The organism is Oryzomonas sagensis (assembly GCF_008802355.1).
Lineage (GTDB): Bacteria > Desulfobacterota > Desulfuromonadia > Geobacterales > Pseudopelobacteraceae > Oryzomonas > Oryzomonas sagensis.
In genome coordinates this window covers 81331-107860 of the sequence record NZ_VZRA01000004.1, presented here as the reverse complement: position 1 = coordinate 107860, position 26530 = coordinate 81331, and the positions used below count along the sequence as shown (strand labels likewise).

The 26530-nt window shown below is 49.1% G+C and carries 19 protein-coding genes and 1 riboswitch; of the genes, 3 read left to right on the top strand and 16 right to left on the bottom strand.

Going from position 1 to position 26530, the window contains the following annotated elements; translation table 11 throughout:
• Window positions 1-146 precede the first annotated feature (146 nt).
• The 3 genes from F6V30_RS14445 (at window position 147) to F6V30_RS14435 (ending at window position 8647) form a co-directional block, all read left to right on the top strand.
• Complete coding sequence (locus F6V30_RS14445) at window positions 147-4469, top strand: NACHT domain-containing protein (RefSeq protein WP_151157661.1); 4323 nt, start codon at window positions 147-149, stop codon at window positions 4467-4469.
• Between the two features lie 94 nt (window positions 4470-4563).
• A complete protein-coding gene (locus tag F6V30_RS14440; RefSeq protein WP_151157660.1) occupies window positions 4564-5097 on the top strand; it encodes a Ros/MucR family transcriptional regulator in 534 nt (177 codons plus the stop codon).
• A 375-nt stretch (window positions 5098-5472) separates the two neighbouring features.
• A riboswitch (cyclic di-GMP riboswitch) is annotated at window positions 5473-5555 on the top strand.
• A 242-nt stretch (window positions 5556-5797) separates the two neighbouring features.
• The gene (locus F6V30_RS14435) at window positions 5798-8647 is read left to right on the top strand and encodes a C39 family peptidase (RefSeq protein WP_151157659.1); all 2850 of its coding nucleotides are present in this window, start codon (window positions 5798-5800) and stop codon (window positions 8645-8647) included.
• A gap of 144 nt (window positions 8648-8791) precedes the next feature.
• Here the strand turns inward: F6V30_RS14435 and F6V30_RS14430 are convergent, their stop codons facing one another.
• The 16 genes from F6V30_RS14430 to F6V30_RS14355 all read right to left on the bottom strand — a co-directional run bounded on the left by F6V30_RS14430 (window position 8792) and on the right by F6V30_RS14355 (window position 26371).
• A complete protein-coding gene (locus F6V30_RS14430; RefSeq protein ID WP_151157658.1) occupies window positions 8792-9223 on the bottom strand; it encodes a DUF7673 family protein in 432 nt (143 codons plus the stop codon).
• A 33-nt stretch (window positions 9224-9256) separates the two neighbouring features.
• The gene (locus F6V30_RS14425; RefSeq protein ID WP_151157657.1) at window positions 9257-9616 is read right to left on the bottom strand and encodes a hypothetical protein; all 360 of its coding nucleotides are present in this window, start codon (window positions 9614-9616) and stop codon (window positions 9257-9259) included.
• Window positions 9613-9816: a hypothetical protein gene (locus F6V30_RS14420; RefSeq protein WP_151157656.1), complete on the bottom strand. Its 204-nt coding sequence runs from the start codon at window positions 9814-9816 to the stop codon at window positions 9613-9615. Before F6V30_RS14420 ends, F6V30_RS14425 begins: the two co-directional genes overlap by 4 nt.
• 617 nt (window positions 9817-10433) lie before the next feature.
• Window positions 10434-11870 (bottom strand): outer membrane protein assembly factor BamB family protein, encoded by a 1437-nt coding sequence (locus F6V30_RS14415; RefSeq protein WP_191965716.1) that lies wholly within the window; start codon window positions 11868-11870, stop codon window positions 10434-10436.
• Between the two features lie 82 nt (window positions 11871-11952).
• On the bottom strand, window positions 11953-12699 hold the full coding sequence (locus F6V30_RS14410; RefSeq protein ID WP_151157654.1) for an Ig-like domain-containing protein: 747 nt from the start codon (window positions 12697-12699) through the stop codon (window positions 11953-11955).
• 50 nt (window positions 12700-12749) lie between these two features.
• Window positions 12750-13196 (bottom strand): hypothetical protein, encoded by a 447-nt coding sequence (locus F6V30_RS14405; RefSeq protein ID WP_151157653.1) that lies wholly within the window; start codon window positions 13194-13196, stop codon window positions 12750-12752.
• 30 nt (window positions 13197-13226) lie between these two features.
• Window positions 13227-13646 carry a hypothetical protein gene (locus F6V30_RS14400; RefSeq protein WP_151157652.1) on the bottom strand — a complete coding sequence of 140 codons (420 nt, stop codon included), beginning with the start codon at window positions 13644-13646 and terminating at the stop codon, window positions 13227-13229.
• Between the two features lie 416 nt (window positions 13647-14062).
• Window positions 14063-14929: a hypothetical protein gene (locus F6V30_RS14395; protein WP_151157651.1), complete on the bottom strand. Its 867-nt coding sequence runs from the start codon at window positions 14927-14929 to the stop codon at window positions 14063-14065.
• Window positions 14930-14948: 19 nt separating this feature from the next.
• A complete protein-coding gene (locus F6V30_RS14390) occupies window positions 14949-15656 on the bottom strand; it encodes a hypothetical protein (protein ID WP_151157650.1) in 708 nt (235 codons plus the stop codon).
• Window positions 15657-15683: 27 nt separating this feature from the next.
• On the bottom strand, window positions 15684-16700 hold the full coding sequence (locus F6V30_RS14385; RefSeq protein WP_151157649.1) for a hypothetical protein: 1017 nt from the start codon (window positions 16698-16700) through the stop codon (window positions 15684-15686).
• Window positions 16697-17014, bottom strand: coding sequence for a hypothetical protein (locus F6V30_RS14380; RefSeq protein WP_151157648.1), 318 nt, complete (start codon window positions 17012-17014; stop codon window positions 16697-16699). The genes F6V30_RS14385 and F6V30_RS14380 overlap by 4 nt, the downstream gene beginning before the upstream one ends.
• The gene (locus tag F6V30_RS14375) at window positions 17011-17478 is read right to left on the bottom strand and encodes a hypothetical protein (RefSeq protein ID WP_151157647.1); all 468 of its coding nucleotides are present in this window, start codon (window positions 17476-17478) and stop codon (window positions 17011-17013) included. The genes F6V30_RS14380 and F6V30_RS14375 overlap by 4 nt, the downstream gene beginning before the upstream one ends.
• A 209-nt stretch (window positions 17479-17687) precedes the next feature.
• Window positions 17688-23201 carry a MobF family relaxase gene (gene mobF / locus F6V30_RS14370; RefSeq protein WP_151157646.1) on the bottom strand — a complete coding sequence of 1838 codons (5514 nt, stop codon included), beginning with the start codon at window positions 23199-23201 and terminating at the stop codon, window positions 17688-17690.
• 12 nt (window positions 23202-23213) lie between these two features.
• Complete coding sequence (locus tag F6V30_RS14365; protein WP_151157645.1) at window positions 23214-24521, bottom strand: hypothetical protein; 1308 nt, start codon at window positions 24519-24521, stop codon at window positions 23214-23216.
• Window positions 24521-25123, bottom strand: coding sequence for a hypothetical protein (locus F6V30_RS14360; RefSeq protein WP_151157644.1), 603 nt, complete (start codon window positions 25121-25123; stop codon window positions 24521-24523). The genes F6V30_RS14365 and F6V30_RS14360 overlap by 1 nt, the downstream gene beginning before the upstream one ends.
• Before the next feature lie 447 nt (window positions 25124-25570).
• Complete coding sequence (locus F6V30_RS14355) at window positions 25571-26371, bottom strand: helix-turn-helix domain-containing protein (RefSeq protein WP_151157643.1); 801 nt, start codon at window positions 26369-26371, stop codon at window positions 25571-25573.
• Window positions 26372-26530: the final 159 nt, after the last annotated feature.

The following is a 26530-nucleotide window of genomic DNA, read 5'->3' as shown; positions in this document are numbered from 1 at the left end:
TCCTTTTACGAGGTCAGCTCACGATTCAGATAAAAAATTGGTAGAGCCCCGAAATACGTTTTCTACGGCTACTCATTGTTGACCATCACCTTTCCTTCACGTATTGTTTAAATGCGTTTAAATTCCCGGAAAATGAAGGAACAACAATGCAATTTATCGAACTTAATCGATGCTTTGCGGTAATCAGCAAAGAACAAGAAAGCAACCTAGAGATCGGTATGGCATGGGGTCACAAGGTCGCTGGGTGGCTTAGATGGGAAGATTCACTGAAATATGACCGTGTAGTTCTGCTAGCGGAGGCATCAAGCGGTAAAACTGAGGAATTTAAAAATCAGGCCAGAGCACTTGCCGCTCAGGGGAAGGCGGCTTTTTTTATTCGAATTGAGGATCTCGCTGATGAAGGGTTTGAAGAGGCATTGGACCCGTCGGAAGCTGCGGCATTCGAGGTATGGAAGGAGAATCAAACAGGAGAAACTGGGTGGTTTTTCCTGGACTCAGTTGATGAAGCTCGCCTCAACCGGAAGAGCGTTGAGAGAGCTCTACGCCACTTAGCAAAAGAACTAGGCAGAGGGTTAGAAAGAGCACACGTCTATATATCATGCAGAGCAAGTGATTGGAAATGCGGAGAAGACCGCACTGAAGTTGAGCGCCTTCTCCCTGTATATCAGAAACCAGAGCCACCCGCACAACCAGAGGGTGAACACGAACGGCTGTTAAACCCAATTTTCAACAAAGAAAATCGGAAGAACCGACAAACCTATGAAGAAGAAGAGGAACCAGTACAAAAGCTTGGATACCTTTTGGTTGTGCAGCTCACTCCTCTAAGCGCCGCGCAACAACATAAACTTGCTGTTGCAGCAAGTGTTGATGATCCTGAAGATTTTGTAGCTGCTATTGTTCAGCATGGTCTTGATGCTTATGCTGAACGACCAGGTGACCTGTTAGACCTGGCTGAATATTGGAAGTGCCACAAGTCTTTTGGGTCATTGGTAGAAATGACAGAGAATAGCATTTGCAGAAAGCTTTCCGAAAGAGACAAATTCCGCGGAGACAATAACGATCTGACTTATGAAAAATCACGGACTGGTGGGGAAAGGCTGGCGGCAGCACTAACACTTGGTAAATCCTACACTCTGAGAGCAGCCGGCCATGAACCTGATCCATCTCTAGCCCAAAACGCACTTGACCCTACTAATATCCTGAATGATTGGACCGACGCTGAGCGCAATGCACTGACGCGTAGAGGAATTTTTGCGCCAGCCACCTATGGACGTATCCGGTTTCATCATCGTGGCACCCAAGAATACCTCACAGCTTGCTGGTTTGATAAGCTGCTACAGTCTGGCTGTCCTGAGCAGGTAATTTGGGATCTTATATTCAAGGAAGCCTACGGTGTTAAGACACTTGTACCCTCTTTACATGCACCAGCAGCTTGGCTTGCTATCAAACATCCATCATTCCGTGATGAGATTATTCAACGTGAACCCATTGTTCTTTTGCGTTATGGGGATTCGCGTTCTTTTCCATTGGAGGCTAAAGAACGCCTTTTGTTGAACTACGCCACACGTCACGCGGCCGGCGAAATATCAAATGATTCATTGGACCACAGATCAATATGGATGTTTGCTACACCTGAATTGAGCGTAGCCATACGACGAGCTTGGGAGCTGAATCATCGCGAGGATTTCAGATCCAACCTCCTGGGGTTGATAAGAGAAGCAAAAATCCTGGAATGCATCGATTTAGCACGCCTAACTGCCTTGGAGGAAAATGCAGATGACTATTTTCGGACTGTTGCCCTTCAAGCTCTTGTTAGCTGCGATGACCAGGATGGTTTGAGTGCTGCAGCAACCTGGACCAGGGGAGCTACTGGCCGGATTAGTCCGCGTCTCTGCCCGTATTTCGCAACAATACTCTTCCCATCTCACCTTTTAGTTGACGATTTGCTCAATATGATTCGTCACACACCGAAGGCCAGAGAAGAATCTCTCAGAGATATTGATCACGAGATTTATAGCTTATGGGAGCTGTGCCCTGCCGCAAGCAGGGAACAGCTAATGGATGGACTCTCAAATCTGGTTCTTTCACCACCATTCAAAGACTCATATAGACGAACATCCGCACAGCACCATGGTCTTGCGGTCGATTTCACCTTAATTGCAAAAGAAGTATTGGTCAATCAAGATAAAGTTGATGCGACCGATGGGCTGATTCATTTACTTATGGCAATAGAACGTTCTGATCAAAACATGTCGAAAAATGAAGATATGTTGGATATAAGAAAGTCCATTAATAGCAACAGATTTCTCAAACGAAAGCTGTTTTGGGCTGATGTTGGGGAAATCCGTCAGAACACTGACCATGAAGATACTCGTCCAGTCCTCGTAAATGAGATTTTCTTTTATGGGGATTCGTTGTGGGCTCTCGAACCTGATGATCTTGCCTGGTTATATGATGATATTTCTGGTCGAGACAACGAGCTGGAGCAACAAACGGCTTTAAGTGCTGCATTCAGAATTATTGCCTTTGCTGGTATACATGACGTCGAGCTGCCCAAATTGCGTGAACTTATTTTTGGGAACTCCATACTTGAGAGCGATCTCAATAAATACCTCACACCTGTTGCAATGATTGAAACCGAAGAGCACCGCAAGTTAATGGAAAAGCACCAAAAATATGTACTTGAAGCAGAAGAGAGGGAACGTAAAGATAAAGATTCTTGGGTCGCATTTTGTAGTGATCTGGAGAAAGACCCATCTGTCCTCTATGATTCTGAAAAATTGGCTTCTTGGTCTGCTGGAGCGTACAGATTACATAATCTTTGTACCTGGCTGCAACATCGGGCCTATGAAAGTCACCTAAAGGCTTGCATGCAATGGAGGCTAATTGAAGAGGGATTCAGTAGGCCGATCGCTGAGGCTTATCGGGATGGTTTAAAAGTTATTTGGCGCGTCACACTACCGGAAAGACCTACACATAAAGGGAATAACCAAATTACGGTGAAACACACAACAATTCTTTCGATTGCCGGCCTGGGAGTGGAAGCCGAAGGTAATGCTGATTGGGCCCAACGGTTAAGCGCCTCGGAGGCTGAACGAGCTGTACAGCATGCCTGCATATCAGAACAGGGATATCAAAACTGGTTTGATGACCTTGTACAAAGCCATCCTTCTATAGCCCTACCGATACTAAGAAAGACCATACAAAACGAATGGTCAGGAAACCACAAAGGACGTTGCGACTTTTTATCACATTATGCTGGGAAGGACGTCCAGATTCAGGAAGCGGTCAACCAAATACTATTTGAGACCATCACTGGTAAAAAACCTAGAAATATCGAAATACTTGGCAACGGAATAAGAATTTTACCTCGTCTGAAACTTGAAGAATTTCAGCAGCGTAAAATTGTTTCGCTTGCACGGCGGAGGCTGCAAGCGGCTCAATCCACAAGCGATGACAAGCTTATGATTCTATACATTACGATGATGTACCTGATTGATGCTGACGCTGCTACGCAAGAATTTTTTGCCTGGATTTCTAATCCTGCTATTATCCCTAATGATTCCCGAGTGGCTGGAGTTCTCGTTGCCCTTTTCGGCCGGTACAACTTTTCCGCTCCAAATCTTCTGGGAAAAGCCTCCGTAGCCTCCCTTGAATCCCTCCTCCGCTTAGCTCACAACTTGCAGATTCCAGTTGATGATTCGGATAATTTAGATGGAGCTTGCAATACCATCCTCAGCACATTGATCAATAGACCTGGCGCCGACGCTTACCGCGCTTTGCGTACTTTGGCTGATGATCCAGCTTTCAGAGATTTAAAGATCCGCTTCAAAGAGCTTGCGCGAGGTAAGGCCGAAATAGATTCTGAACCGTCCGCTTGGAATCCCTCAGAAGTAATCACATTGGAAAGCGAACATGTTGAGCCTGCAAAGACAGGTGATGCTCTTTTGAAAATTGTGATGGGAATCCTCTCGGACATAAAATTAAGTTTTTCCACTAGTGACGCCACTTCCCGGGCCTTGCTCGAACGGGCTCAGGATGAAGATGAAGTCCAAAAGTGGCTAGCAGAGCAAATGAGCCTGCGCTCACAAGGGCGTTTTCATGCTCACAGGGAGGCTCATATCGCTCTTGGAGACAAACCAGACATCATCATCTCATCCACTGCAGCTCAGTTCGAGGTTGCCGTAGAGATCAAAAACGCAAACATGGGCTGGTCGGTGCGATATCTCGAAAAAGCCTTGAAAAAGCAACTTGCGGAGGACTACTTGAAACCATCAACACGGCGACACGGTGTTCTGGTGATCTCATATCATAGGTCTCGGTCATGGCGTGATCCAGACACAAATGAAAAACTAGGATTTCGTGACTTGATCGACAGACTGCAACAGCTTGCATCATCGATTAATATGAATAAGCTTGGGGCTATAGAGCTGAGAGTGTTTGGCGTCGATACTACTGTTTCAAATTAGCAAGATTTTTTACTTAAATAATCTTGATATATATCAGACATAGTATATATTATAAACATAAGTATCATAATAGATCACTGAAAGGACTAAATTAATGGCCTCTTTAATGGAAATGGTAGCAGATATCGTATCGGCTCACGCATCCGCAAATCAAATGAGTAGTGATGATCTTCTCGCAGAACTCCAGAAGGTTCATTCAACTCTGAAAGCTCTTGAATCCGGGACACCCGCAGAAGGCATATCTGCTGAGGCAAAGCCGGCGCTCACCATAAAACAAGCATTCAAGAAGGACGAAGTGATCTGCATGATCTGCGGAAAAGGTGGTTTTAAAACCCTTACCCGCCACCTGAACATGGCTCACGGACTGAAGCCTGGACAATACCGCAAGCAATTCAATATCCCCTCGTCTCAGTCCTTGTCAGCCAAAAACTACAGTGAATCCAGGCGACAGGCAGCGCTAGACAGGGGGCTCGGTGATAACCTGGCAAAAGCTCGTAAGGTGCGGGCTGAGAAGATCGCTGCGGCGAAGGCGCCTGCGAAAACTGCTAAGGCCGTAAAGGCTGCGAAACCTGCTAAACCGGTAAAGGTAACTACCGCTGTGCGTAAATCTGCGGTGAAGGCAAAGTAACGTAGACTGTGCTGCTTAGGATTTGGTTGAGGGGGGGGACCTGGTTATTAGGTCCCCCTTTTTATCACTTCATTTTTCAATGTGGCCGGCCAGGGCCGATGCTTATCAATCGTGCTCAGTTCGCCGTCGGTCAAAACCACCTTCATAATCACTGACCGCGGTTTTCTTTGCAGAAGCCCAGGGGTTTCCCTCGCGTCCGATCCGAAACCTGCAAAAAACTAAATAGTGCAAAAAAGGTGCATAAAAATTGCGGTTTCAACTATCTAATATAATTATGATAAATTTGATAGTGTTAATTTTTTTAACAGCAATACAGTGTAACATATCAATATATAACTTGATTTCACCGATACTAAGGAGTATTTGAACAACAATTCCGATCTAGGGTAACCCTATCGCAAGGTAGGCACACAAAGCCACAGGTCCAGTTCATTATAATGGACAGCTGGGCTGCCGGATTTTTCATCTGGGGGCTTTTGTGCGCCTTTTAAGTCTTTCCAAATACAGTGATCTGATTTTAAAGGCCGGCACTACGGATTATTTCCGTGTGCCGGCATTTTATATTTTCGACCAGAAGCTATCCAAAAATACTGATGAATAGATAAAGGGCAACATCATTTTCTTCTACCGTGTCTTGTCTCATCGGATTAGAACTACCAAACCTATAAGCTTTTCAAATTTAATTGTTTAGGAGGCTGGAATGAAATATCGCCATTTCGTATATCTGGTGATTTCGCTTGTTTCATTTGTCGCAATGACAAGCTGTGGAGGCTCAGGTTCCAGCCCCAGTTCATCTGCTTCGGATGGACCCACTCTTGCGGGAGCAACCGCTAGTAACGAAGATAAGTTTATAGGGGTGATTGGCTCAGACAAAAGCAATTCCGTTGCAAAGAAAATTCTAGCAGCAAATAGTGCTGCGCCTACTACACTTACTGTGCCTTGGATCCCTCAAGTGCCTCCTGGTGATTGGGATCATACGGTAAACTGTGGTCCAGCATGTTATTTAATGGTAGCGTCCTTTTTAAATAACACACCTCTGACCTCGGATTCAAAGGATTCTAATGGGAATACTGTAAAAGGGAATGCTGAAAATAGTATTAAAGCCATTATCGATTTCATGGCGTCACATTATAGTAATTACAAGCCATCAGGCAATCCAGGGTCTTCGGAATATTATAATGGTCAATTGACTAATGATTCAATGTTGTTAGCATTGCTCAAAGATAAAGGTTTTGATGCTATGGTGGTCACAACTGACGATTTATCAGGAATTGAAGATGAAATCGACAAAGGGCACCCCGTTATTGTTTTGACTCTTACTCAAAAAGGTAACTTCAGTAACATAATGAGAAATGGGGCAGACCATTGGATGGTAGTAGTTGGATATGACGATTCAAATATTATCGTAAATGATCCCGGACAAGGATTATCACACGAGTCTAACGGGCATAATAAGGCTTACACGAGGAAGAGCTTTGAAGATACATGGGGTGGGTCGAAACATAAAAAAATAGGAATTGCTGTAAGACGCAAAGGCGAACCCTTGCCCTTGGCAATTTCAGACAAAAGTTTGTCTATGTGTCCTACATTAACTGTGGGTACATGGTATAGCCAGACACTTTCAGCTGTTAATGGCACAACCCCATATTCATGGAGCATAATTAACGGCAATTTGCCTGACGGTTTAAGCATATCAAAAGACGGAATTATATCAGGGACGCCAACCAAAGAAGGGACATTTACTTTTTCCGTCAAGGTGATTGATTTAGCAGGTGAGAACGTAAAAAGAGACTCTGCTATTACTGTTACAAGTGCACCAGGGAGCTCTACGTTGATAATATCTTCACCAAAGCAACTTCCTTCTGCGAGAGTTAATCAGAATTATTATTACAAATTCTCCAGCATTGGAAGCGTAATTCAATGTTTTTGGAATATTATAACCGGCAATCTACCCAGTGGTTTATCGCTTAATTTACAAGGTGAGCTCACTGGAAAACCAACTACGGCTGGTACATATGGATTTTCACTTTCTGCCGGGCCTAATGCTGTTGGAAAAACAGCTGCAGCCCAAGTCCGTAATGTGGCTGCTACCCCTGTGTCAAAAGATTTTAGTCTCGATGTTTTACCTGATCAAATCATCGCCCCCATAATCGCACAAAGCCCGATGTCGGTAGCGCAAGATGGCTTAATCACTCAATGGGGAACAGGATTTACCCCAAACAGTACAGCTGCCTTGCATTTCCGCAAACCAGACGGAAGCGAATTCACTCCATCGCAGCAAGTAATTAAATCAGACGGCAGTTTTTCAGTTGACTACACCGTGCCAAGCGACAGGATACCAGGTTCGTACACTTGGTGGGGAGTCGATGGCCCAACCGGGAATATCAGCAACATTGTCGTCTATACTGTAACTCAAACCGGAAATATCACACCAGCCGTAGCTCAAACGCCAATGACAGCTAAACAAGGAGATACGGTCTCACAATGGGGTACTGGTTTCAGTCCAAACAGCACGGCCGTTCTGCATTTTAAGAAGCCTGATGGAACAGAGTTCTCACCATCATCGCAAACTATCAAATCTGATGGTTCATTTTCTATAACCTACACAATTCCTCTGGACAGAACTCCTGGCACTTATACGTGGTGGGGGGTCGATGGCCCAACCGGGAAAGTCAGTAACACCGTTAGCTACACTGTGAATCAGGGCGTGAGCGTGAACCCGACGGTCGCTCAAACACCAATGACGGCAAAGCAAGGAGATACTGTCTCACAGTGGGGAACTGGTTTCAGTCCAAATAGCACTGCCGTCCTGCACTTCAAAAAACCTGATGGAACAGAGTTCCCGCCGTCATCGCAAACTATCAAGTCAGATGGATCATTTTCTATAACCTATACAATTCCTCTGGACAGGACACTAGGCACTTACACGTGGTGGGGAGTCGATGGGCCAACCGGGAAAATCAGCAACCCGGTGAGCTACACGGTGACCCAGGCAATAAATCCACAGATTTCTCAGACACCCTCGTCAGGCCCAGGTGGAACAACTTTCCAACAGTCAGGATCTGGATTTTCACCAAGCAGCACTGCGACTCTGAATGTGCAAAAACCAGATGGAACTGAATATACGCCACAGTCGCAAGCAATAAATGCTAATGGAGCTTTTTCAATCTCATACCCATCTACGACGTCCAAAGCACCAGGAACCTATACATGGTGGGTAGTAGACGGTCCAACTGGGAAAGCTAGTAATTCTCTAAGGTATACCATTACTTTGAACCCAACAATAGCACAATCGCCTATGTCAGGCCCTGCAGGGACAACCTTTACCGACTGGGGGACAGGATTCAGCCCAAATAGTAATGCTACACTACACTTCCAAAAACCAGACGGAACAGAGTATCCAACATCATCGCAACTTATAGATACAAATGGCACTTTTAGTGTGCCATATCCGTCCTCAACAAGCAAACCTTCTGGGACATATAGTTGGTGGGCAGTGGACGGCCCAAGTGGATTAAGGAGCAATACGGTGAGCTATAAGATAAATTGAAAGTAATTGTTTTGCAATTTAGCAAAAAGATAAAATATATTTAGTACATTAACGCCAATTATATATGTTGCCATATGGATCACTGTTAGCATTTCCTGCTTTTTAACAAGCCGATGGCCCAAGAGGTACATGTGCGGTTTTTGATCATGCACATCTACAAATTCTACCGGTTCCCGCACACCTCTCACACGGCTTTGTAGTCATATCGTCGTCATCATTCGTGTTTAGGAAAATTGCTCCGCGGCCATTGCAGTCAGGACACTCACGTTTTGCCCGTTCGACAAGCTCCAAACGCTCCCACTGTGTCCACAGCGCCCGGAAAATTTTGCCGCCATCCGAGACCATTTCATGCGGTTCACGGCCCACCTCAAAGCGCCCGCGGATTACTTTGAGGACGGTTTCATAATTGTCGTTGTCAAGGTTGCAGAGGCCGGACACGTCCAATTGAAACGAATCGCCGTTGTACGCGCTGAGTATTGCCTGGGCTGCGACACGGCCGCCGCCAGTTGATTGCCTTGCCAAATTGATACAGTCCACAACAGCTTTTGCATATTCTTCCGGGCTAATTCTATTCATGCTCACTCCCCTTCCCTATCGTAAGTATATTTCTCAGAAGATGAATACAAGTGAGTAGATTGCATGTTTGCTTGCTGCAGTACCGCCCCAGCGCCTGACCTGGAACCTGAAATCAAATTTATTCTCTGCCTCTGCAGCCTCGGCCATCAACAGCAGTTTCCTCGAATCAACGGGCGCCAGGTAAATCCTCATCTCCGTCCTCCAGTCGTCGCTGGAGTATGCCGGCACCCATGGTGGCCTCGGTGTTGGAGTTTGAGCTGTCGCTTGAATCTGCACAGTATCATGCCCCAGCACCATCCCCACAGCCTCGGTCTCCGTCTCCGCCCGCGCGGTGACCGCACAACAGCCGGCGAGGAGCCAGGTAATTACCAGTGTCCACACAAAAATACTCACGCTGCCATCCTCTCCGGTTCTGATTCCTCAAACTCTCGCAGATCTATCTCTTCCTCCAGGTCGACAAAATAAGCCTGCTCGGGCTCCAGATCGCAGGAATATGGCCAGCCGAGCTCTGCAAATAGCGCCAGCCAATAGCCATCGTCAAAGACAGACGGTTCGGTGTTGGTATCGATTTCGTATATTGTCTGTGTGGTCACGGATTGCCTCGAAAATGTTAAGCTACAGCCGACTGCCACACATCCGCAGTTGGGTGATTTATGTGCATTGCAGGCTCATGCTCCACGAGGGCGTACATCTGTTCCTCGACAAACGCCACTGCCACTACGGGCCCTGGAAGGTGAGGATTCAACTCCTGCCGCATTTCGCGGAGACGTGGCCCCTCGACAAGCATTCCCTTTGACTGAAAATAGAGATGAGCCTGTGTGTAACTCATTACCAGGACAAGTAATTTTGTTCCAGAAACCCGAAGGGTGCGGGATTTGTTGTCCCTATTGATTTCATACACATCGATCATATTGATTAACTCCCCAAAATGTTGTTGCGAGGCTTGGCCGGGTTTCACCGGCCGCCTCACATGGGACCTTGAACGCTCCGCGCAGGCCCCGCCCCTTTTTGAACTCGCCTCTGGTCTATGATAAACCTGGCCGGTGCCAGTGGCGGTCGTATTCGGGCATTCCTCAAGGAGATCACCGGCCGGTAAACGTTAATTTTTGAGCAACCTCTTTTCCGCCTCTGACAGTCGAAATTCAGCGGCATAAAACATGTGCCGGGATTTTACCGTCCCGGCGGCGGTGCAGCGGATGGTTCATTGCAACTACTCAATGTCGTTTAATCGGAATACTCCTGCCACCCCGCCGGTGCTATTATAGATAATACCCGCCGCATAAACAGCCGAACCGGAAACAGCAATTTGTGGAAGATTTAAATTGGAAATTTGAGACGTCCAAAGCAGGCTGCCGTTAGGATTATATTTGTTTATTACGGCCGCACCGGGGCCGTCAGACCCCACCGCGAAGTAGCCGCTGCCATCCGTAGCTGCAAACATGCCCTGGATATCTATCTGCGTGCCATTTGCCCAGAGCAATTGGCCGCCCAGATCTATTTTTGCAGCATAGCTTTGGTATGAACCTGGTACCAGGGGGTTAAGCATAACTCCAGCAAAATAGACGCCTGAACCATCAGTGGATATTGCATTAACAACTCCGGATCCGGGATTGCCATATTGATCTGTCATACTGGCGGGCGGAGAGAACGTTTTTTCGAACACTAAATTGCCAGAGGATTTATCATATTTGCTGACGAAATAATTCACCCCATCAGCTGACGTACCTCCGGCAAAAACCGAACCACCGTAGCAGGTGACGACATTGATATAATCCATGGTCGTCTGAGTAGTCCATTTCGAACTGCCATCAACGGTGTTGATAGCTACGATATTTCCTGCGTTAGTCCCATCACGGTTCATCCAATTTTCGAGCAAATACAGCGTTTTTCCGTCAACCGGGTCACTGGCCATTCCGATGCCCATTGCTGGATTATTATATATCCATCTCTGAGTGCCCGTTGTCACGTCATATGCCACTACCGCCGAACCATCATCAGAGTTACCAGAAAACATAATGTAGACATTGGACAAATCTACCTGCAGTGCACCATGAGTGCCGCTGGGTGCCATGTTTGCCGGAGAAACGATCACATGATCATACCGCAACGTCCCATCAGAGTTGTTCGCAGCAAGATGATAAATTGGCAGGTCGTTAGTAGTTTCGGCGTAGATCGAAAATGATCCGGCTGCCGAGGCAGTCATACTGACTGACCACGTTGACCCGATTGCAGCGGCGCTGGTCGCAGTCTGCGACATAGTCCACGATACCGGAACGGTACTCACCGTAGTTTCACCGGTGATCTGGCTCCCATCCGCGGCCGGCGCCGCAACCTTGACTTTATACACGCCGGTGCCGATAACCTTGGTTACAGCTGTTTTGGTGGTGGCGGACGTATCCACCGGTACAGCCGCTTGCGACAACGTCCCGCCGGAGGTCGAAAAAGTCGCCGTCCCGGTGGCCGACGCCGGTAGAACGGCAGTCAACTGGGCACTACCAGAGGAGGCCGATATTTTCCATTTCACGGCGGACGACTGGTTCGCGAACGTTGCATTTAAGGCCCCCGGCGTCCCGTCGGTCTTTCTTCCGCACCCCGCAAACACCACCAGGGTGGTGACCATCAATATCCAAACAAAAATCTTTTGCATGTTCGTTACTCCTTCTCCGCCCACGCGGGTTTGCATAGTTAATCCCCCCCGGCCGGAGCCGGGGGTTGAGGTGATAGTTGGGCTATTGTGCAGTTGCCGATTTCAGTGCGCTTTCGACCACCGTTACCGTCACCGAATTTGACGTAATCGCCCCGACGGCTGCAGTAATAGTCGCCGTCCCGAGCCCAGTGCCCGTCACCTGGCCGGTGGCACCAGTCGCCACCTGATGCGCCGGGAATCCGCTTATGACCGTGTTTGCTGCTGCAATGGACTGATCAGACGACGACCAGACAACACTGTTTGTGATATCGCCCATCGAGCCGTCCGCAAACGTACCCACCGCGGCAAACTGCTGGGTTGTGTTCTGGCCAATACTGGCGGTTGGTGAGGGTGTAATCGATATTGCCGTCAGCGTCCCGACATGCATCACAAATGGAGACGATGTAATCGCCCCGGACGTCACAGTGATAGTCGCCGTACCTGTGGCTACTCCGCTGATCTCCCCAGTTGTACCCGCGTGAGGGGGGAAACCTACGGTTGATTGCGCCGGCAGGGCAATTGTCGGATCCGAGGATACCCAATTTGCGTCGCGCGATATATCCGCAGTCGTGCCGTCTGAGTACGTTCCGATGGCGGTCAGCTGTTGGGTTGCACCGACCGCGAGATTGTTGGTGGCAGGGGTAATCGTGATTGCCGTCAGTGTCGGCGTTTGCTTTTGCGCTGTTGTAGATGCGGAGGTTTTTGCAGCATCCGACCCGCACCCCGCCAATGCTGCCATTCCGATCATCATCAAAAACCCTACTAAAACCTGTGCAAATCCTTTGTTCATGATGTTTTCTCCATTCGTTGAATGATTTGTTTACCGGAGCGTGTTGAGGGTCACTGGTACACCCCCTGATCGTAAGCAGTGCCAGCATGAGTTTTGGCCGCCTCCAGTGCCGCTGCCGCGGGGGCTGGCTGGTATCGGCTCCGGAAACCGATGTGTTCGCGATCGTAAGCGAGATGAATTACATCGCCGGCGGGACCAGTGCAGGTAACTTGAGCGGCCCGAATTTGAGATGCATCCAGTTTCATTGCCTCCGTGGCGAGTATCTTTTGGGCGTCCATCGCCTCTTCGATATCGCGGCCAGACACGGTGACGGGAACCAGGAACTGCGTGTCGATGTTAATGGTCTGTTCACTTGCCAGCCCCAGGGTTGCAATCTTTTTCCAGACGGGCGGGTCGACAGCCTGCACGCCGAAGCATTTGTACACATTGGACTGCTCCGCATGCGCCGCAGCTGCTATTGTGATGATTGCAACGATTGTTACGATGATTTTCCGCATGGTTTGTGTTCCTTTCTCGATTGGCGTGCGTTACCGCTTCTCTTCTCTTGCCACATCAGTCAACAGCCTTCCCGAAAATACCGGTTTCTCTCCGTTCCCATAAAAATCGATATACAGAACGTTTTTGCTACCATCTTCTGTGCAAAAAAGCCTGCCCTGCTCGATCTCCGATAAATTTTGTGACAGTATTTTATCGGCAAAAGAGGAAGCAAAGTCCTCTGCCCTCTCAACAGTCAAAAGTCCGAAAGTCTCAACAAATTCTGTTTTCCTCACAACTTTTGTCTCACTGATGATAAATGCAGTGGCCAGCCGCTGCCAAATCGGTGTCTTGATGACTGCCACCGCATCGCACCTAGTAAGGTGAGGAGTAATATCTGTTGCACCGGTGCCGGCATGCGCTGCCATTGCCGTCATTGTTAGAATTGCTACGATCATGATGATTTTCCGCATGGTCTTTGGGCTCCTTTTTGTTTAGTTTCCGATGCGAGACTGCAGATGCTTGATGAGCGCGTCATATCCGGCAACAATTTGTGCTGATTGCTCGTCCCCGGTTTCCAGGGCCCGCCGGCGGAGGCTGTGATATGCGTGGACGTGAGCGTCGTAATAGCGCTGGGTGTTGTCCCCTCTAGATATCCTGGGTATTTTGCAACCCCCGACGACAGCGCGGCGGGGATGTTCTATTTTTCTTACGGCCTTTAGCATCTTGAGACCTCCTTCAGATATTTTTTCCCTCTACATACAAAGAGGTTTTTCGACCCCTTCAATTTGCAAAAAATCTTTAGTGGTGCAAAAATAGAAATGAAAAAAGCCCCGGTGGAAGGCCGGGGCTTGAGTAGTTTTCTTTGTAGCTCTCTAGTTTACTGAGTTTATCGTGTGTTTTTTGCTTTTGCAAACTGGATCAGATTATCAATAGTGAATTGTCTCGTTTTATCATCAGGGTATTTAAGCATTATTCCGAACCATGACAGGGCACTGTGGCATCTATTTTTATCAATATCCAATATCGGGCAATCCCTCTCTATTACATTGAAATAGTCAACGAGCTCATTGCCAGAAGCTGTAAATGAACCATATCTGCTTGTATACGATTGCGTTATTGGGTCCAATTTGAGAAAGTCGAAATTAACCGATCTGACAATGAACGGCTCATTTTCTGAATTCTTGACGCCAGTCAGCGCATTATTCCGTCCGTCTGACACCGTTATCTGCACGGGATATTTGTGATTTGGACCGTAAGTGGCATCAAAACGGCCCCAGCCTGTTATTTCCTCACTTCGCAGTAACTTGCCGTCAGACATTGTAAAAGATCCGGTCTTAGTCGGCATAGTCCCAGAACAAACCTGTGGGTTGAAACCCGAAGGCCAGCTCCCCTGAACCGACTGCCATTGCGACTGTACTTGCCCGCCGAACCTTTTGTGCTGCATATTCATGTATTCCTCGGCGGCTATATTCTCACCAGGAGAATTGTGCCTCGACTGCCCTGAACCATTGAACTGAATATAATCGTTGTATGCAGTTTTGAAATTATCACATTGGTTGTTTATATTTTTTTCGTTGGCCCGGGCATCAGCTACAAATACTGACGGGAGATCAGTGCCTCTTAATGGCCCCGAAGATAAAGGTTTAGACTGTTTCGGAACCTGGTCTAATGTAAAAAAATTCGGCGGAGCTGCGAAAGTAGAAAAAGCCGTTGTGATGATTACGGCAATTATCGATAAAATATACAGTTTCATTTAAGCGCCTCCTTTTCTGTTATGGCTTCTCAGCTTCAAAAATCAATCCATTTTTGATGATTTTTATAGTATTCCCGTTTTTATCAACCTCAATATGAAAATCGCAATACAACTGAGTGCACATTGCGTTTCTGAGGGAATATCCAATATCATATCCTGATATATTGGCGCTTAAAACAGCAATCCGGGTAGGCCTTATCGTAGTTTGAGACATAAAATACGTTGAGTTATCCGAGTTTAACACTGATATCTGGAATTCTTTTTCAGGGACCCCCTCATGCATTAACAGGTATAATGCTATAGCTGATAACGGATACAGTTTATCCGTGATCTGTAAATTGTCCTCCAGGGATCTTTTGCCTTTTTCTTCTGTTATTTCTTCTCTTACATTCAGTATGTTACCTTTTATTGTTCCACCAAAATAGATCAAAGCATTGCTTTTTATATAAATATCAAACGATTTCAAAGCCAATGATTTATCGGTATTAAAATTTTCCTGCGTCTGCCTGCCATCGTCATACTTGTAGTCAATGGTAATATTGTATCCAGATTCCGATGATTTAATCGACTGATGCATGTTGCCAATTTTGGTTTTTCCAGTCTGATATTCTTCGGATTTTTCTTTATAAATACCGAAACTCTGATCAGAAACCGGAACGGTGAAGCCAGCAAAAGCGGCGGAAGAAATGGCAATGGCAAGAAGAATAGCGAAAATTGTGGTTTTCAATGGTCACCTCCAGTGACGGACTGAGTTTTAGTGTGAAGGCCCGGGCACAAATTTGCCAACCCCCATGTTTATTTTATTCCCTTTGCTCTTATTCAGCGTTTCACGGCGGCTCATAGCAGCTTCAAAGGCATTTCCGTTGCTTTCCATATCATCTGTTGACCGCCTATCCGCGTCAGACACGACTTTTGACCGCTCGTAGGCATCATGCAGGCTGACGCTCGAGGACACCCGCACATCGCCTGTCACACCAGCGAACGTGGACCCGTTGTAGAGAGGGATGTTCCCCAAGGCGAGCCGCGGCGGGTTGTCCAGCTCGATTATGATGTTGCCGCAGGAAATCCCATGATTCCCGGACAGGCGACAATTCCCGCCCGCCATCTCTTTCTGGTATCTCTCCCATATTCCCAAGAGATACGGCGCAGACACATTTTTTTCCGCGTCTGCGTAAGCCTGAGCGGCCAGGGGAGGGAGATCATTGATGCCAACCAGCACCGACGCATCAAGGGTTTTCCGGCCGTTCTTTGTGACGGCTTTTTTCCCGGCCAGGCGGCCGAGCCGATCCATGAGGTAGAGTTGCGCTTGAGCGGCAATCAGGGACTTGCGTGCCACCAGATCAATGTAGGCTTTGACCGGCGCCGGGTCTGTGACGGTCTCTACAGGGGCGTAGGAGGCCCACGCTTTGGCGTAGTACTCCTGTACATGTACTGTGATCCAGCCGCCCTTTTCAATCGGGGCGGCGAGCCCGAGATCCACGGGAAGCAGGGGTTTAAAGCCCAGATCCGGGAGCAGGGCTATCATGGGGATTGATACCGTATTGGAGGTGTCCCGGTTGATGTTGCGCGCACGGCGGTTTGTCGTGCTGTTGCTCGTGTCGTGGGAGTGGCTTGTGGTATCGGAGTGCCGATCCTCCAGGCTTTTCCGGATTGATAAGGCCCGTTCCCGCGAGATCGACTTGTCCTTACTGCTGTCAACCGAGAGATCCAGGGCGGAGGCCGCCAGGGGCACCGCCAGGGCCAGTAGGACAAAAAGGATGATATTTTTCACTTCCCACCCCCGTTCTCTTTTTTGAGATCATCCAGGGCATCGTTAAGGTTATCCCCTGCATTATCAACCCTTTGCTTATGCTTGGCCCCCTCCGCTCTGGCAGAGCTATAATCGCTTTGCGCCATGGTTGCCCTTGCCGCATATTTTTTCTTTTCGCCCGGAGATTTTGCAAAATGCTGCATACTCTCGTTCCAATCCCGGTCAAATTTCGCACTATCCTGAGTCATTTCGTTGTCGTTTTTTTGATACGAAAAATAAACGATGGCCAAAATTACAATCAGTGACGGGGCCAGTATTTTGGTTAGCCAGTTCATTGTTCAACTTCTCCCTTCATTCCGTCTTTAGTCACTTCCATAGCTGCTTTCCCACTCACCCACCCCCCGAAAATTGGGTTTTGGACAGCGGCGTCTGCAAATGTTTCATCCAACAGCTCACCGGAAACCCCATAGTGTCCAATCAGGCATTCGGCAGCGCCGCCGATTTCGCTAAAATCATCGCTACCGGCGGCGGCTTCGCAGGAAATCAACGAAATCAGATAACTCTTCAGAGCTTCTCTGATTCTTTTGACCGGATATTTTTTGCGGAGAGAGAGTGAATAAATAAGCCCGAAAAAAGTTGAGGACAAGCGCATTGAAGCTTGCAAATCTTCGCACGCCAGGGCCAGACCGAGGCGGAACAGGTGACGACCGACAAGGTGATCAAAAACCATCATGTCTCCGTCCGAGCCGACAGATATCCCGGCGCCGGCTGCAAAGTTTGAGTTACGTGTAGCTGCCATAAATTTCTCCTCCGAAATTTTGTCCTCTATATTCAAAGAGGTTTTTCGACCCCTTCAATTTGCAAAAAATCTTTATGGAATGAAAAAGAATGAAATATTGCGAAAAGCAATGGAGAGAAAAGTGAACAAATCATGACCGCAGAAAGAAGAAGCCCCGGCGGACGGCCGGGGCTGGGTAAAGTTGGTAATGTGGAAGGAAGTACGAAAGGTTATATCTCGAAATCCATTTCCCTCTCAACATCTCGTTCCCGGGCCTCATGTTGTTCGTGCTGCTGTTCAGCCTGCTGTACCTCGGGACCGAGTTTGTCAGCAACATCAGAGAGAGTCGCCTGGGCCTGGTTGCTGGAAATTTCTGTGTTAAGCTTTTCAATCGCTTCTTCAAGCAGCTTAGCCATTCCAGCTTCTGCAGACTGCGCAATTTCCTCGGTTAGCTGTCCTATCTCACCGGTGAGGATCTCGGCTTGAATGTGTGCAATTGTGTCCAGGGCAGCGTCGATAGCCTCTGGGATACTAAGGGTCACAGTCTCTTGGCTGTTGCCGTCAATCTCCAACTCAGATTCTTGCAATGACAGATTTTCGGTCGTGTGTTGTTCGTCGAGGTCATGTTCATTCTCGTCCTCCAGGTCATTCCCAGGGGCTTCAACCTGGGCAAAATCCTTGTCTACGGCCACCCCTTCGGCCGGTGGAATCTCAGGAGAGGAGACAATATCGGCTGCAGCGGCAACCTCGTTGTCTATCTCGGCCAAGGGAGGGGGTTCAGGCTGATCCTGGTCTATCTCGTGGGTCTGCTCGTGTGACTGCTCTGGGGTTTCCAGGGCAGCGGTTTTATCAGGCTCCGGCCGCACCTCTTTCCCGGCATTTTCCTCCGCATCCTTGAAAAATCCCGGAAGGTACGATTCAGAGAAATCCACCTCAAATTTTCCATCTTCGCCCAGATCCCGCGTCCATGCAGAGAATGACCGCAGTTCATCGTTGGCGTAGCGGCGGGTTTCGCCCGCCATTTCCGTGTCATCTTTCGCCCAGGCAGTCTCTTTGTTCAACTCGCCATTCTCGGCGAAATGCTGAGTTTTCCCGCTCATGTTGTCATCAGCATCTTTTTCCCAGGAGGATGTCTTAGTGGCGGCCCCATCTTCATTCAGGTGTTTTGTTTCACCCTTCATGGCATTGTCAGTGTTTTTCATCCATTCCGATTCTTTCGTAGCGTAATTCACCGTCAGCTTGTCGCCATTGTAGTCTTCCCGGACAAAATGCTTCGTATCACCCTTCATTTCCCCGGCGGCATCCTTTTCCCAGGTGGTATCCTTTGTGAGCTTCCCCACGCCGTCAAAGTGCTGGGTATGGCCCTTCATGGCGTCGTTGGCGAACTTTTGCCAATCAGTAGTTTTGTCAACTCTCCCGGCCTCAGTGATATATTTTGCAGTGCCGCTTGCATTCCCCTCAGGGTCCCGTACGAAATTGGCAATCTTGAATACCTTAGTGTCAGCATCATATTCCCTGGTCAGGCACGACATACTTTTATCTGTACTTCTGGCCCAGGCCTTGTCGGCACGGAGCTGGGATTTTGTAAATATCTCCGTTTTTCCCAGGACAGAGCCGTTTTGCTGATACCGCTGAGTTGTGATCTTGAGAGCATGGTCTCTTGTCAGTTGATTGCGGAGATCCCTGTATTCATTGGGGTCTTTGAGGAAAGTGATTGTTTGGATTATCGCGCGGACTCCTATATCGAGGAAATTACCGGTTTCCATTTTCGTCTTGGAGGCATCAAATTTAGTTTTTGTGGTCGACTCGTTGATCTGGAGATCCCCGTTTTCCCGCCTGGTGCCGGTCCACTCCGTCTCTACGATCCGGCCATCTTTATGATAAGTGGTTGTGGTGCCCTTGACCTTGTTGCCCCAGGAAGTTGACTTGATTAGCCGCTTTGAGCCGTCATGCAGCCTTTCCGTGCGCGTGCTGGACCGATACAGGCCCCCGAAGAGTTGTTGCGACCGCTCGGAAAACCGGACGGTTTCGGCTTGAATGACATTGCCCTGTTCATCCCTGGTTTTGTGGCGGTGAACCGCGCCGGAGGATTCAGACGACCGCGAAATCCAGTCTCCCCGGGAATGGGTGGTTTTCACAGTTTTTCCATGATCGCCGCGGATAATCTCTGTTGAGCGCTTCGACAGGGCGGTGTCGACGGTGGACCGGGTTGACGTAGAGAACCCGAAATCCCCAGCGTATTTAATCGAATATTCGTGACCGTCCCGGCCCTGGTGAGTAAAGAAGTCAAGAGGGGCGGCGGAGGCCCGGTGTCCGAACCGTTCACCAACGCCGGTCCAGCGGCCTGCCTCGCCGGAAAAGTCCGGCATGGCATTAATCACCCGTTCGGCGGTTTGCTCAGGGACGGCGACGGTCTGAGGAGGGTCGGCCTGCTTGTCAGTGTATTGTCTCCCAGGTTCTTCTACACCAGGGCCAGGCGGTTCAGTGGGGCCAGTGGCCCCTGCGTGGTCTTTGACTTCGGCAGAAGAGACCGAATCTATTGCGGCATCAGGTTGAGACTTTTCAGGCGGCTCCGCTTTGCCGGCAGCGGCAGGCTCCGCCTGTTGAGGCTCCACGGCCGCCGATATCTGCTCATCCAGATTCTCAAGCCGTTCAACCTCTTTCAGTATCTTTTCAAGAGCTGCTTCCTGGTGCTCGATGGACTGTTCAAAGATGTGATTCTCCCGGGCCACTTCGGCAACATCGTTACCGATAGACGCGGCGGCGGCTTCCACTTCGGCGGCTTCTGCAACCCCAGGGGGCAGTTCCTTTTCAGTTCCCTTTTCAGCGGCCCGGGCCTTTTCCGGCCAGACCATTTGGTTCTCTTTATAATCCAGGGTAGATGTTTTTTTCAGCTCGGTTTTGATTTCATCTTTGAGGCCCTTGAGGCTATTTGTGAGCAGTTTCAGATCATGGCGGAAGCGCGTCAGGGCGACGTTTTCCCCCTGGTAACTGAGCATGCTCTTGACGCCTTCTTTTATTGCGGCGAATATAACGCCAAAATCCAACGTTGCCCCTTGTAGTTTCGCGTCAGTCGCCGCGTAGGCGTGGTCGATATGCGCCCGTGAGAGGGCCATTTTGACGGTTCTTTGGCTTGACTCGCCTTCGTTAAAGAGTATCGTTGCCACTCCGTCATTGACAGCCTTTATAGTGCCGATATCGCCGTTTTTGACCTCGTGCGCCTGTTTATCAGTCGTAGGGATAATTTCTCCATTCCGGAACCGGCCGTTAAGCAGGTTCATTACCCTATCGCCTACGGCAAACAATTTTTCGTTGAGGTTGTATACTGACACATTCAGGGCCAGGTCAGCCGCAGAGAATTCTTCGGCAACAATCTTTGACCCGCCACGCCCGGTCATTTCGTACTGGATAGTCACCATGTTCTTTTCAGCGTTAATCTCTTTGACCAGGCCAGGGGTATTCAGGGGGATATTCCGGAACTGAGTTTGCTTGCGGGTATCGTCGTCACGGTACCCTGAGAACATGACTTTTTGGCCGGTCCTATAAGAACTTGCCATGACGTTGACGGAGGCCGTGTTGTATACCTTGAACTTGCTGCCCTCTTCGAGTTTCCCGGAGGCGACCAGCTCTTGTCGAATGGCTTTATTGAGTTCCTGCACTTCTGCGTTTGTGGTGCAGACGACAATGGAGGTAGCTTTTTGACCGGGTTTATCCGGGTTGTCCATTTGGCTATAGTTCAGGTATTCGGCGACCGTCGCTTTCACCAGACCCGCCCGGTCTTTTATCTCCACAATGCGGTTTTGATTTTCAATCATCCCCAGGGCTTCAAGGGTACGTTGTGCGATAGGGAGGGAGGTATCGTTCAGCTTAGTGGCAACCGGCCGGAGGCCGGAGGCAATGGACTGGCGTATAATCTCTTTCATCTCAATATAAGCGCCGAACTTATGGGTTATCTCTTTCATTTGCTGAAATGCCCGGCCGGCGGCGATAGACAGGCGTTGTTTGAGATCCCCTTGCAGGGACATTTTTATGGTAGCCCCATTCCCTTGAGCATCCTTCACAACCCGGAGCAGATGATTTATCTGGCGGGCGCTTTCGTAGGAGGCTTCATCGACCCGGATTACCTCTTGCCGGCGGACGCCATCTTTCTGTTCGCCGAGCTTAATCTTCCCGGACTCCAGGCGATTAAGGAAAGAATCCGTTGTATAACTTTCGCCGCCTGTCTTGGCCGCCATCTCCGCCGCAGCACGCCCGGTGAAACCGACATTCCAGACGACGTGTTCACGGCCGGAAGGCAGGAGGACTTCTTTATCAAATCGCGTGATGATCCCGAGGGCATAAGTCTTGCCGGTCCCAGGGTCACCATTGGCTACATTGAGGCCGTTCCCGTTCGTAAGTTCCTGCACAACCATATCCCGTTGACCTTTTGACAGGTCTATATGTTCCGTAGCTTTCAGGTGATCAAGATATTGCTCCACTTCCTCTTTCGAGGTGATTGATTTAAAGGTGCCCCCGAGGGACTCAGCCATGGTCTTATTGTTTTGCTCAATTTGGATCATTTCCGGAGTGGTATATTTCACACGCCCCTGGTTTCGCGCCACGTCGCCTAGCTCGATAGCGGAGGCCTGCACCGCGGCCACAATCTCCCTAAGGGAGTGTTGACCGGCCGACAGTTGGCAGCAGGTTTTGATTACCTGAGCCAGATCGATAACCGCCTCTTTGTTGTTATGGAACGACACGGCCTGTTCAGCTATTTTTATGATCGATTCTGCCCGTTCATCGGCAGGGGCCAGGGCGGGAGTTTCAAGCCGCGACCCAGACACGGACTGTTCAAAGCTCTTGCTCGACAGCCCCAGGGATGCAAACACTTTTTCCCAGATTTCCGACACCATTTCTTTTGTAAGATTCTTATCTTTCGCGGCCCTAGTGGCGAGTGTGGCTTTTTCCCAAATCTGCGCGTCAGTCAATCCCTTACCCTTGAGCTGGTCATATTTTCCTGACTCTTTCCACTTCTCAACTTTTGCTTCAATTTCTTCGCGGCGTTGGCTAAAAGTGGCAATCACATTTTGAGGCACGGCTTTCAGTTCGAAAAGATTTTGTTCACGATCGGTCCACCGGATTTCATACCCCATCTTCATCAACTGGTTTGCCAGCACTTGCCGGTAAAGCGCCCCGAGTACCTTCTGATCTTTGAAAATGTTGATAGGTTCATTGGCCCGCCACTGGCCGTCCTCTGTTTGCGTAACATTGAGCCCAAACAGGTGCGAGTGCAACTGCGGATCTACAGCCCGCGAGGTGGCGTGATCGAATTTGGCGGCGACCAAAGAACCCGACGCGAACCCCTCAGGGGTCCGAGCGTGACTGTAATACTTTTCGAGGTACGAGCACATGGCGTCCATGGCGGCGTCATGAGCCTCTTTCATGCCTGGTACCCCGGCGGCGTACGCAATGGAAACAGACTTGGGGGCGCTGAATGTCAGATCGTTGCCGGCGCGATGTTCCTCTATCTTTTCGCCAGTCTCTTTGTCTTTCGTAATCTTCGGTTTAACGAGCTGATCCCCCGAGGGGGAATATCCTTCGGTCAAGGCCTTGAAATCCTCTTTCGAGACCGGCCCGGAGAGGCCCAATGACTCAGCACCGGAGCCAACCCATTGAGAGGTTTCAGCGCCCTTCAAGTAATAATCATCCTTCTCGAAATAGGCTTGAATGGCTTGAGAGGATTTAGGGGTAGAAACGGAGAGCATAAAATTTCCTTTCTATGCGGCGGAGAGCTGGTAGCGCTGTTGAAGTATGTCGAGACAGGTCACCTTGAGGATCGACGAAGATGGATCGGGGTTGTAGAGAGACATTTTTGCACGGGCTTCCGACTCGATAGACTGTTGATCAGCAAGCCCAAGCGATTCCCAGCTGGCGAGCAGAAAAGCCTGCCGGCGGAGGTCCGCCTGTCGCTCGCGTTCTGCGGCTTCGGCTTCGCGCAGCTGGCGCTCGGCTGTCGCTGCATGTTGCTGAGATTTTGTCTCCGCCATTTCTGCATCTTCGGCGACGGCCCCGGTGATGGCTGAGTTGAGCCAGCCACGAGCAGTGGACACAGCAGAGTCACCGCGTTGGAGCTTTGCAGAGAGCCGGCGGAGACAGTCGAGGACGACAGCCACTGGGGCGCCGTTGGCCAAGCCGGCCACGGCACCGCCTTTTGCCCCTGATTGGTGTTTTAGGGGCAGTTTGGAGATTAGAGTCTCGATCTCTGGGGGGAGAACGGAAACCTGTACCGGAATAGAGGATACTGGCGTTCTTTCATCAACCGGGTTTTGGGGTTGAGTATCTAGAAAAGCCGAAGGCGAAGAAGCAGCAGCGGTTTCGTGACATTCTCCTGCTGCTGTCTCTGCATCTATACCTACACCTATACCCCTATAATCTATAGTCACACCGTTTTTAGTCGTATTTTCGGTATATTGCAAAGGCGCGTGACATTCACTAGTCACAATTCCGGTCACAGGCTTGTCACGATTTGTGACTGCAGTCGTCACCGACCAGATAATTTCGGGGGGTTCACAACCCCATTGGGAACGATAGCGCTCAAGGCGTTTCCGGTTGCGAGCCTCGCGCCGTTCGCGATCTTCTGTTTTCTCCTCTTCTGCTCCCCTATCCAGGACTAATTTAGGAGGGCTGGCGATCAATTTAGTGGATTTGCCTGGTAGTGCCCGGCTGACGTGTTTGAGTACCACTGGATCCGTAATAGTCCAGCCAAGGTCGTCGTTGCCGTCAGCAAGGCCATATTTCGCCAATATAGATGTCGAGTACTGCATAAGTTCCAGTGGTTCATCCAGGGCCCGTGCGATATCCTGCAACGACATCGGTTCGCCGGTCAGGTGGACCAGCCGCCCCCCCTGATTGACCTCTGCGGCCATATTGCGGAGCCTGAGACCTATGACGATAACCGCAGGCCCATCCGGCAGCCGGCGGATACCGCGCCAGTGCGATCCCTCAAGGTCACCGAGAGGGGTAATAATGTAATAAACACGACCATTATCACTCGTTGAGGAGGTTTTGGAGGATGGCTTTGTCATTATTTCCGGCCTCTTTTGGACCCGCGTAGGGGCACGCCGAGGGTCTCAGATCGACGAAAATCCGACCGAAACCTCTCAATCTTGGCTTCGATTGTCCGCCAATCAGTACCGTGCGTCCGGTCAACCCCCTCGACCTCGTACATAATCCGGTCAAGATACGCGCAGTACTCGGGCTCGCTCAGGTAACCCAGCTGCAGCAGGAGAGCGGCAGTACTTTCGGCATCTATGGCTATCTCAGCTGCATTGTGGTCGTTGATCGAGGGTTCCCCGGCTGCGCTGGTGAGACAGTACAGATCGCTGTCATCACCGGTTTCACTCAGCTGTGCGTACCTCTTGCGTACGCGCTCTTTACGTTGGTAATCCTTCGTAAGCAGTTTGCAGTAGCTGATATATTCGGCCATTAACATCCCAGGCTTGTAACCTGCAATAAACCTCTCGCATATCCAACCCAAGCAATCATCCTCATCATCGATTACTCCACCGTCCGAGTCATTTTTGTAGCCGATGTGACGGCGGACTATTTTCTCGATTGTCATCCATGCCAGCCAGGCCTCATGATGTACCCCAGTTTCAACTGCCCCCGCCTCAATCTCTATATTCATATTCGATCTCCTTTTGGTCGTTGGCCCTGGGTTCAGGCCGGAATTAACCCTTCAATATCCATATCAGTTGGGTGTCCATTTTATTCGTAACATCATATAAGTCGCTACGACTTTCCCGACATAAACAAATCTATAGAATCTGCTGACCAACGACCCTGCCCGTTGATCACCACTGTCGGCGGTAAGATTGTTTTTGACCAGGTACAGAGAGTATTTCTGCATATGTTGAGCCGTTTCATTACCTGCCCAGCCTTCAAAAACTCTTTATTTTCAGTTGATTGCTTATTATTTGGGTTCGTCATATTGCCCCTCCCCTTGTCGTTTTATTTTAAATTATCCCAAATCATTTTATTTGTCAAACGATAAGTCGTTGCGAGTATGAATAACAAAATAAAAAGGCCGACCTTCAAGGCCAGCCTTTTATAAGAGATGCATATGTAACTTAATTTATTTAATTTTTGAATTATAGGCCGTGACCAATTCGTTGGCTAGGCCGGTCACTGTCTCATTGTAGTCGTAGTCACACCCCCCCACATCGTCCGCATTGTAAATAAAATCGGCGAAGCTTTTTGCAAAGCGCTTAACATCCCCAGGCTCCAAACCTGGAAACTGCTCAGCGAGGCTCCAACCGGCCACAGAAATATAATCGTACTCTTGTGGGAGTATCCTGATGAGATGTGCAGAAAGCCGTGAATGGAGTATTTTAGCTGCATCTGGGGTAATTAGATCGAGTTGTAATGCCTTTTCAAGATAATTATAGCTGGGCTTAGACGTACCGGGCATCGCCAGGGACCCTACCGTCTCAATTACCCCACATTTTTCCAAAGCAGCCTGAATAGAACCTACCATCGAGGCTGTAGGCATAATCAGTATCCGTTGATTGATCGAATAAAGCGCTGTAGTACCCAGCTCAAGTTTTATTATTGATGACCCACTCCCAAGTAAGCCAGGCAGCACATCCATGAGTAGCAGATCAGTCTGCCCCATGAGGTCGGACTTTTCCTGATCATAGGGGATCCAGAGGACTATATCAGTTTGGCTAAATGGCCGTCCGTTTAAAACCTCAAGTCGGACTCCTATATTCCCGGTTAGGCGTTCAAGCAGGTCGGTGCCGCGGGGTTGACGGCCTTTTGTCTCCCATTGCGTATATGTGCTCAGAGACGTCCCAACGTTTTTTGCGATTATCTCCTGCGAAAACCCGGCAAGGATCCGCAGGACACGAAGTCTCCTCCCCCATTCAGCACTCATAAAAATCCTCCCAATATAAGATGTTACGACAAATCATATGATTTGTCGCCACATCTGTCAAGCGCCCCTGTGTAATGCCGCCAGACATAAATCACAACATGTGCTGATTGGTGTACTACTCAGTACACCAATCAGCACACTACCCACACCCAACTACCA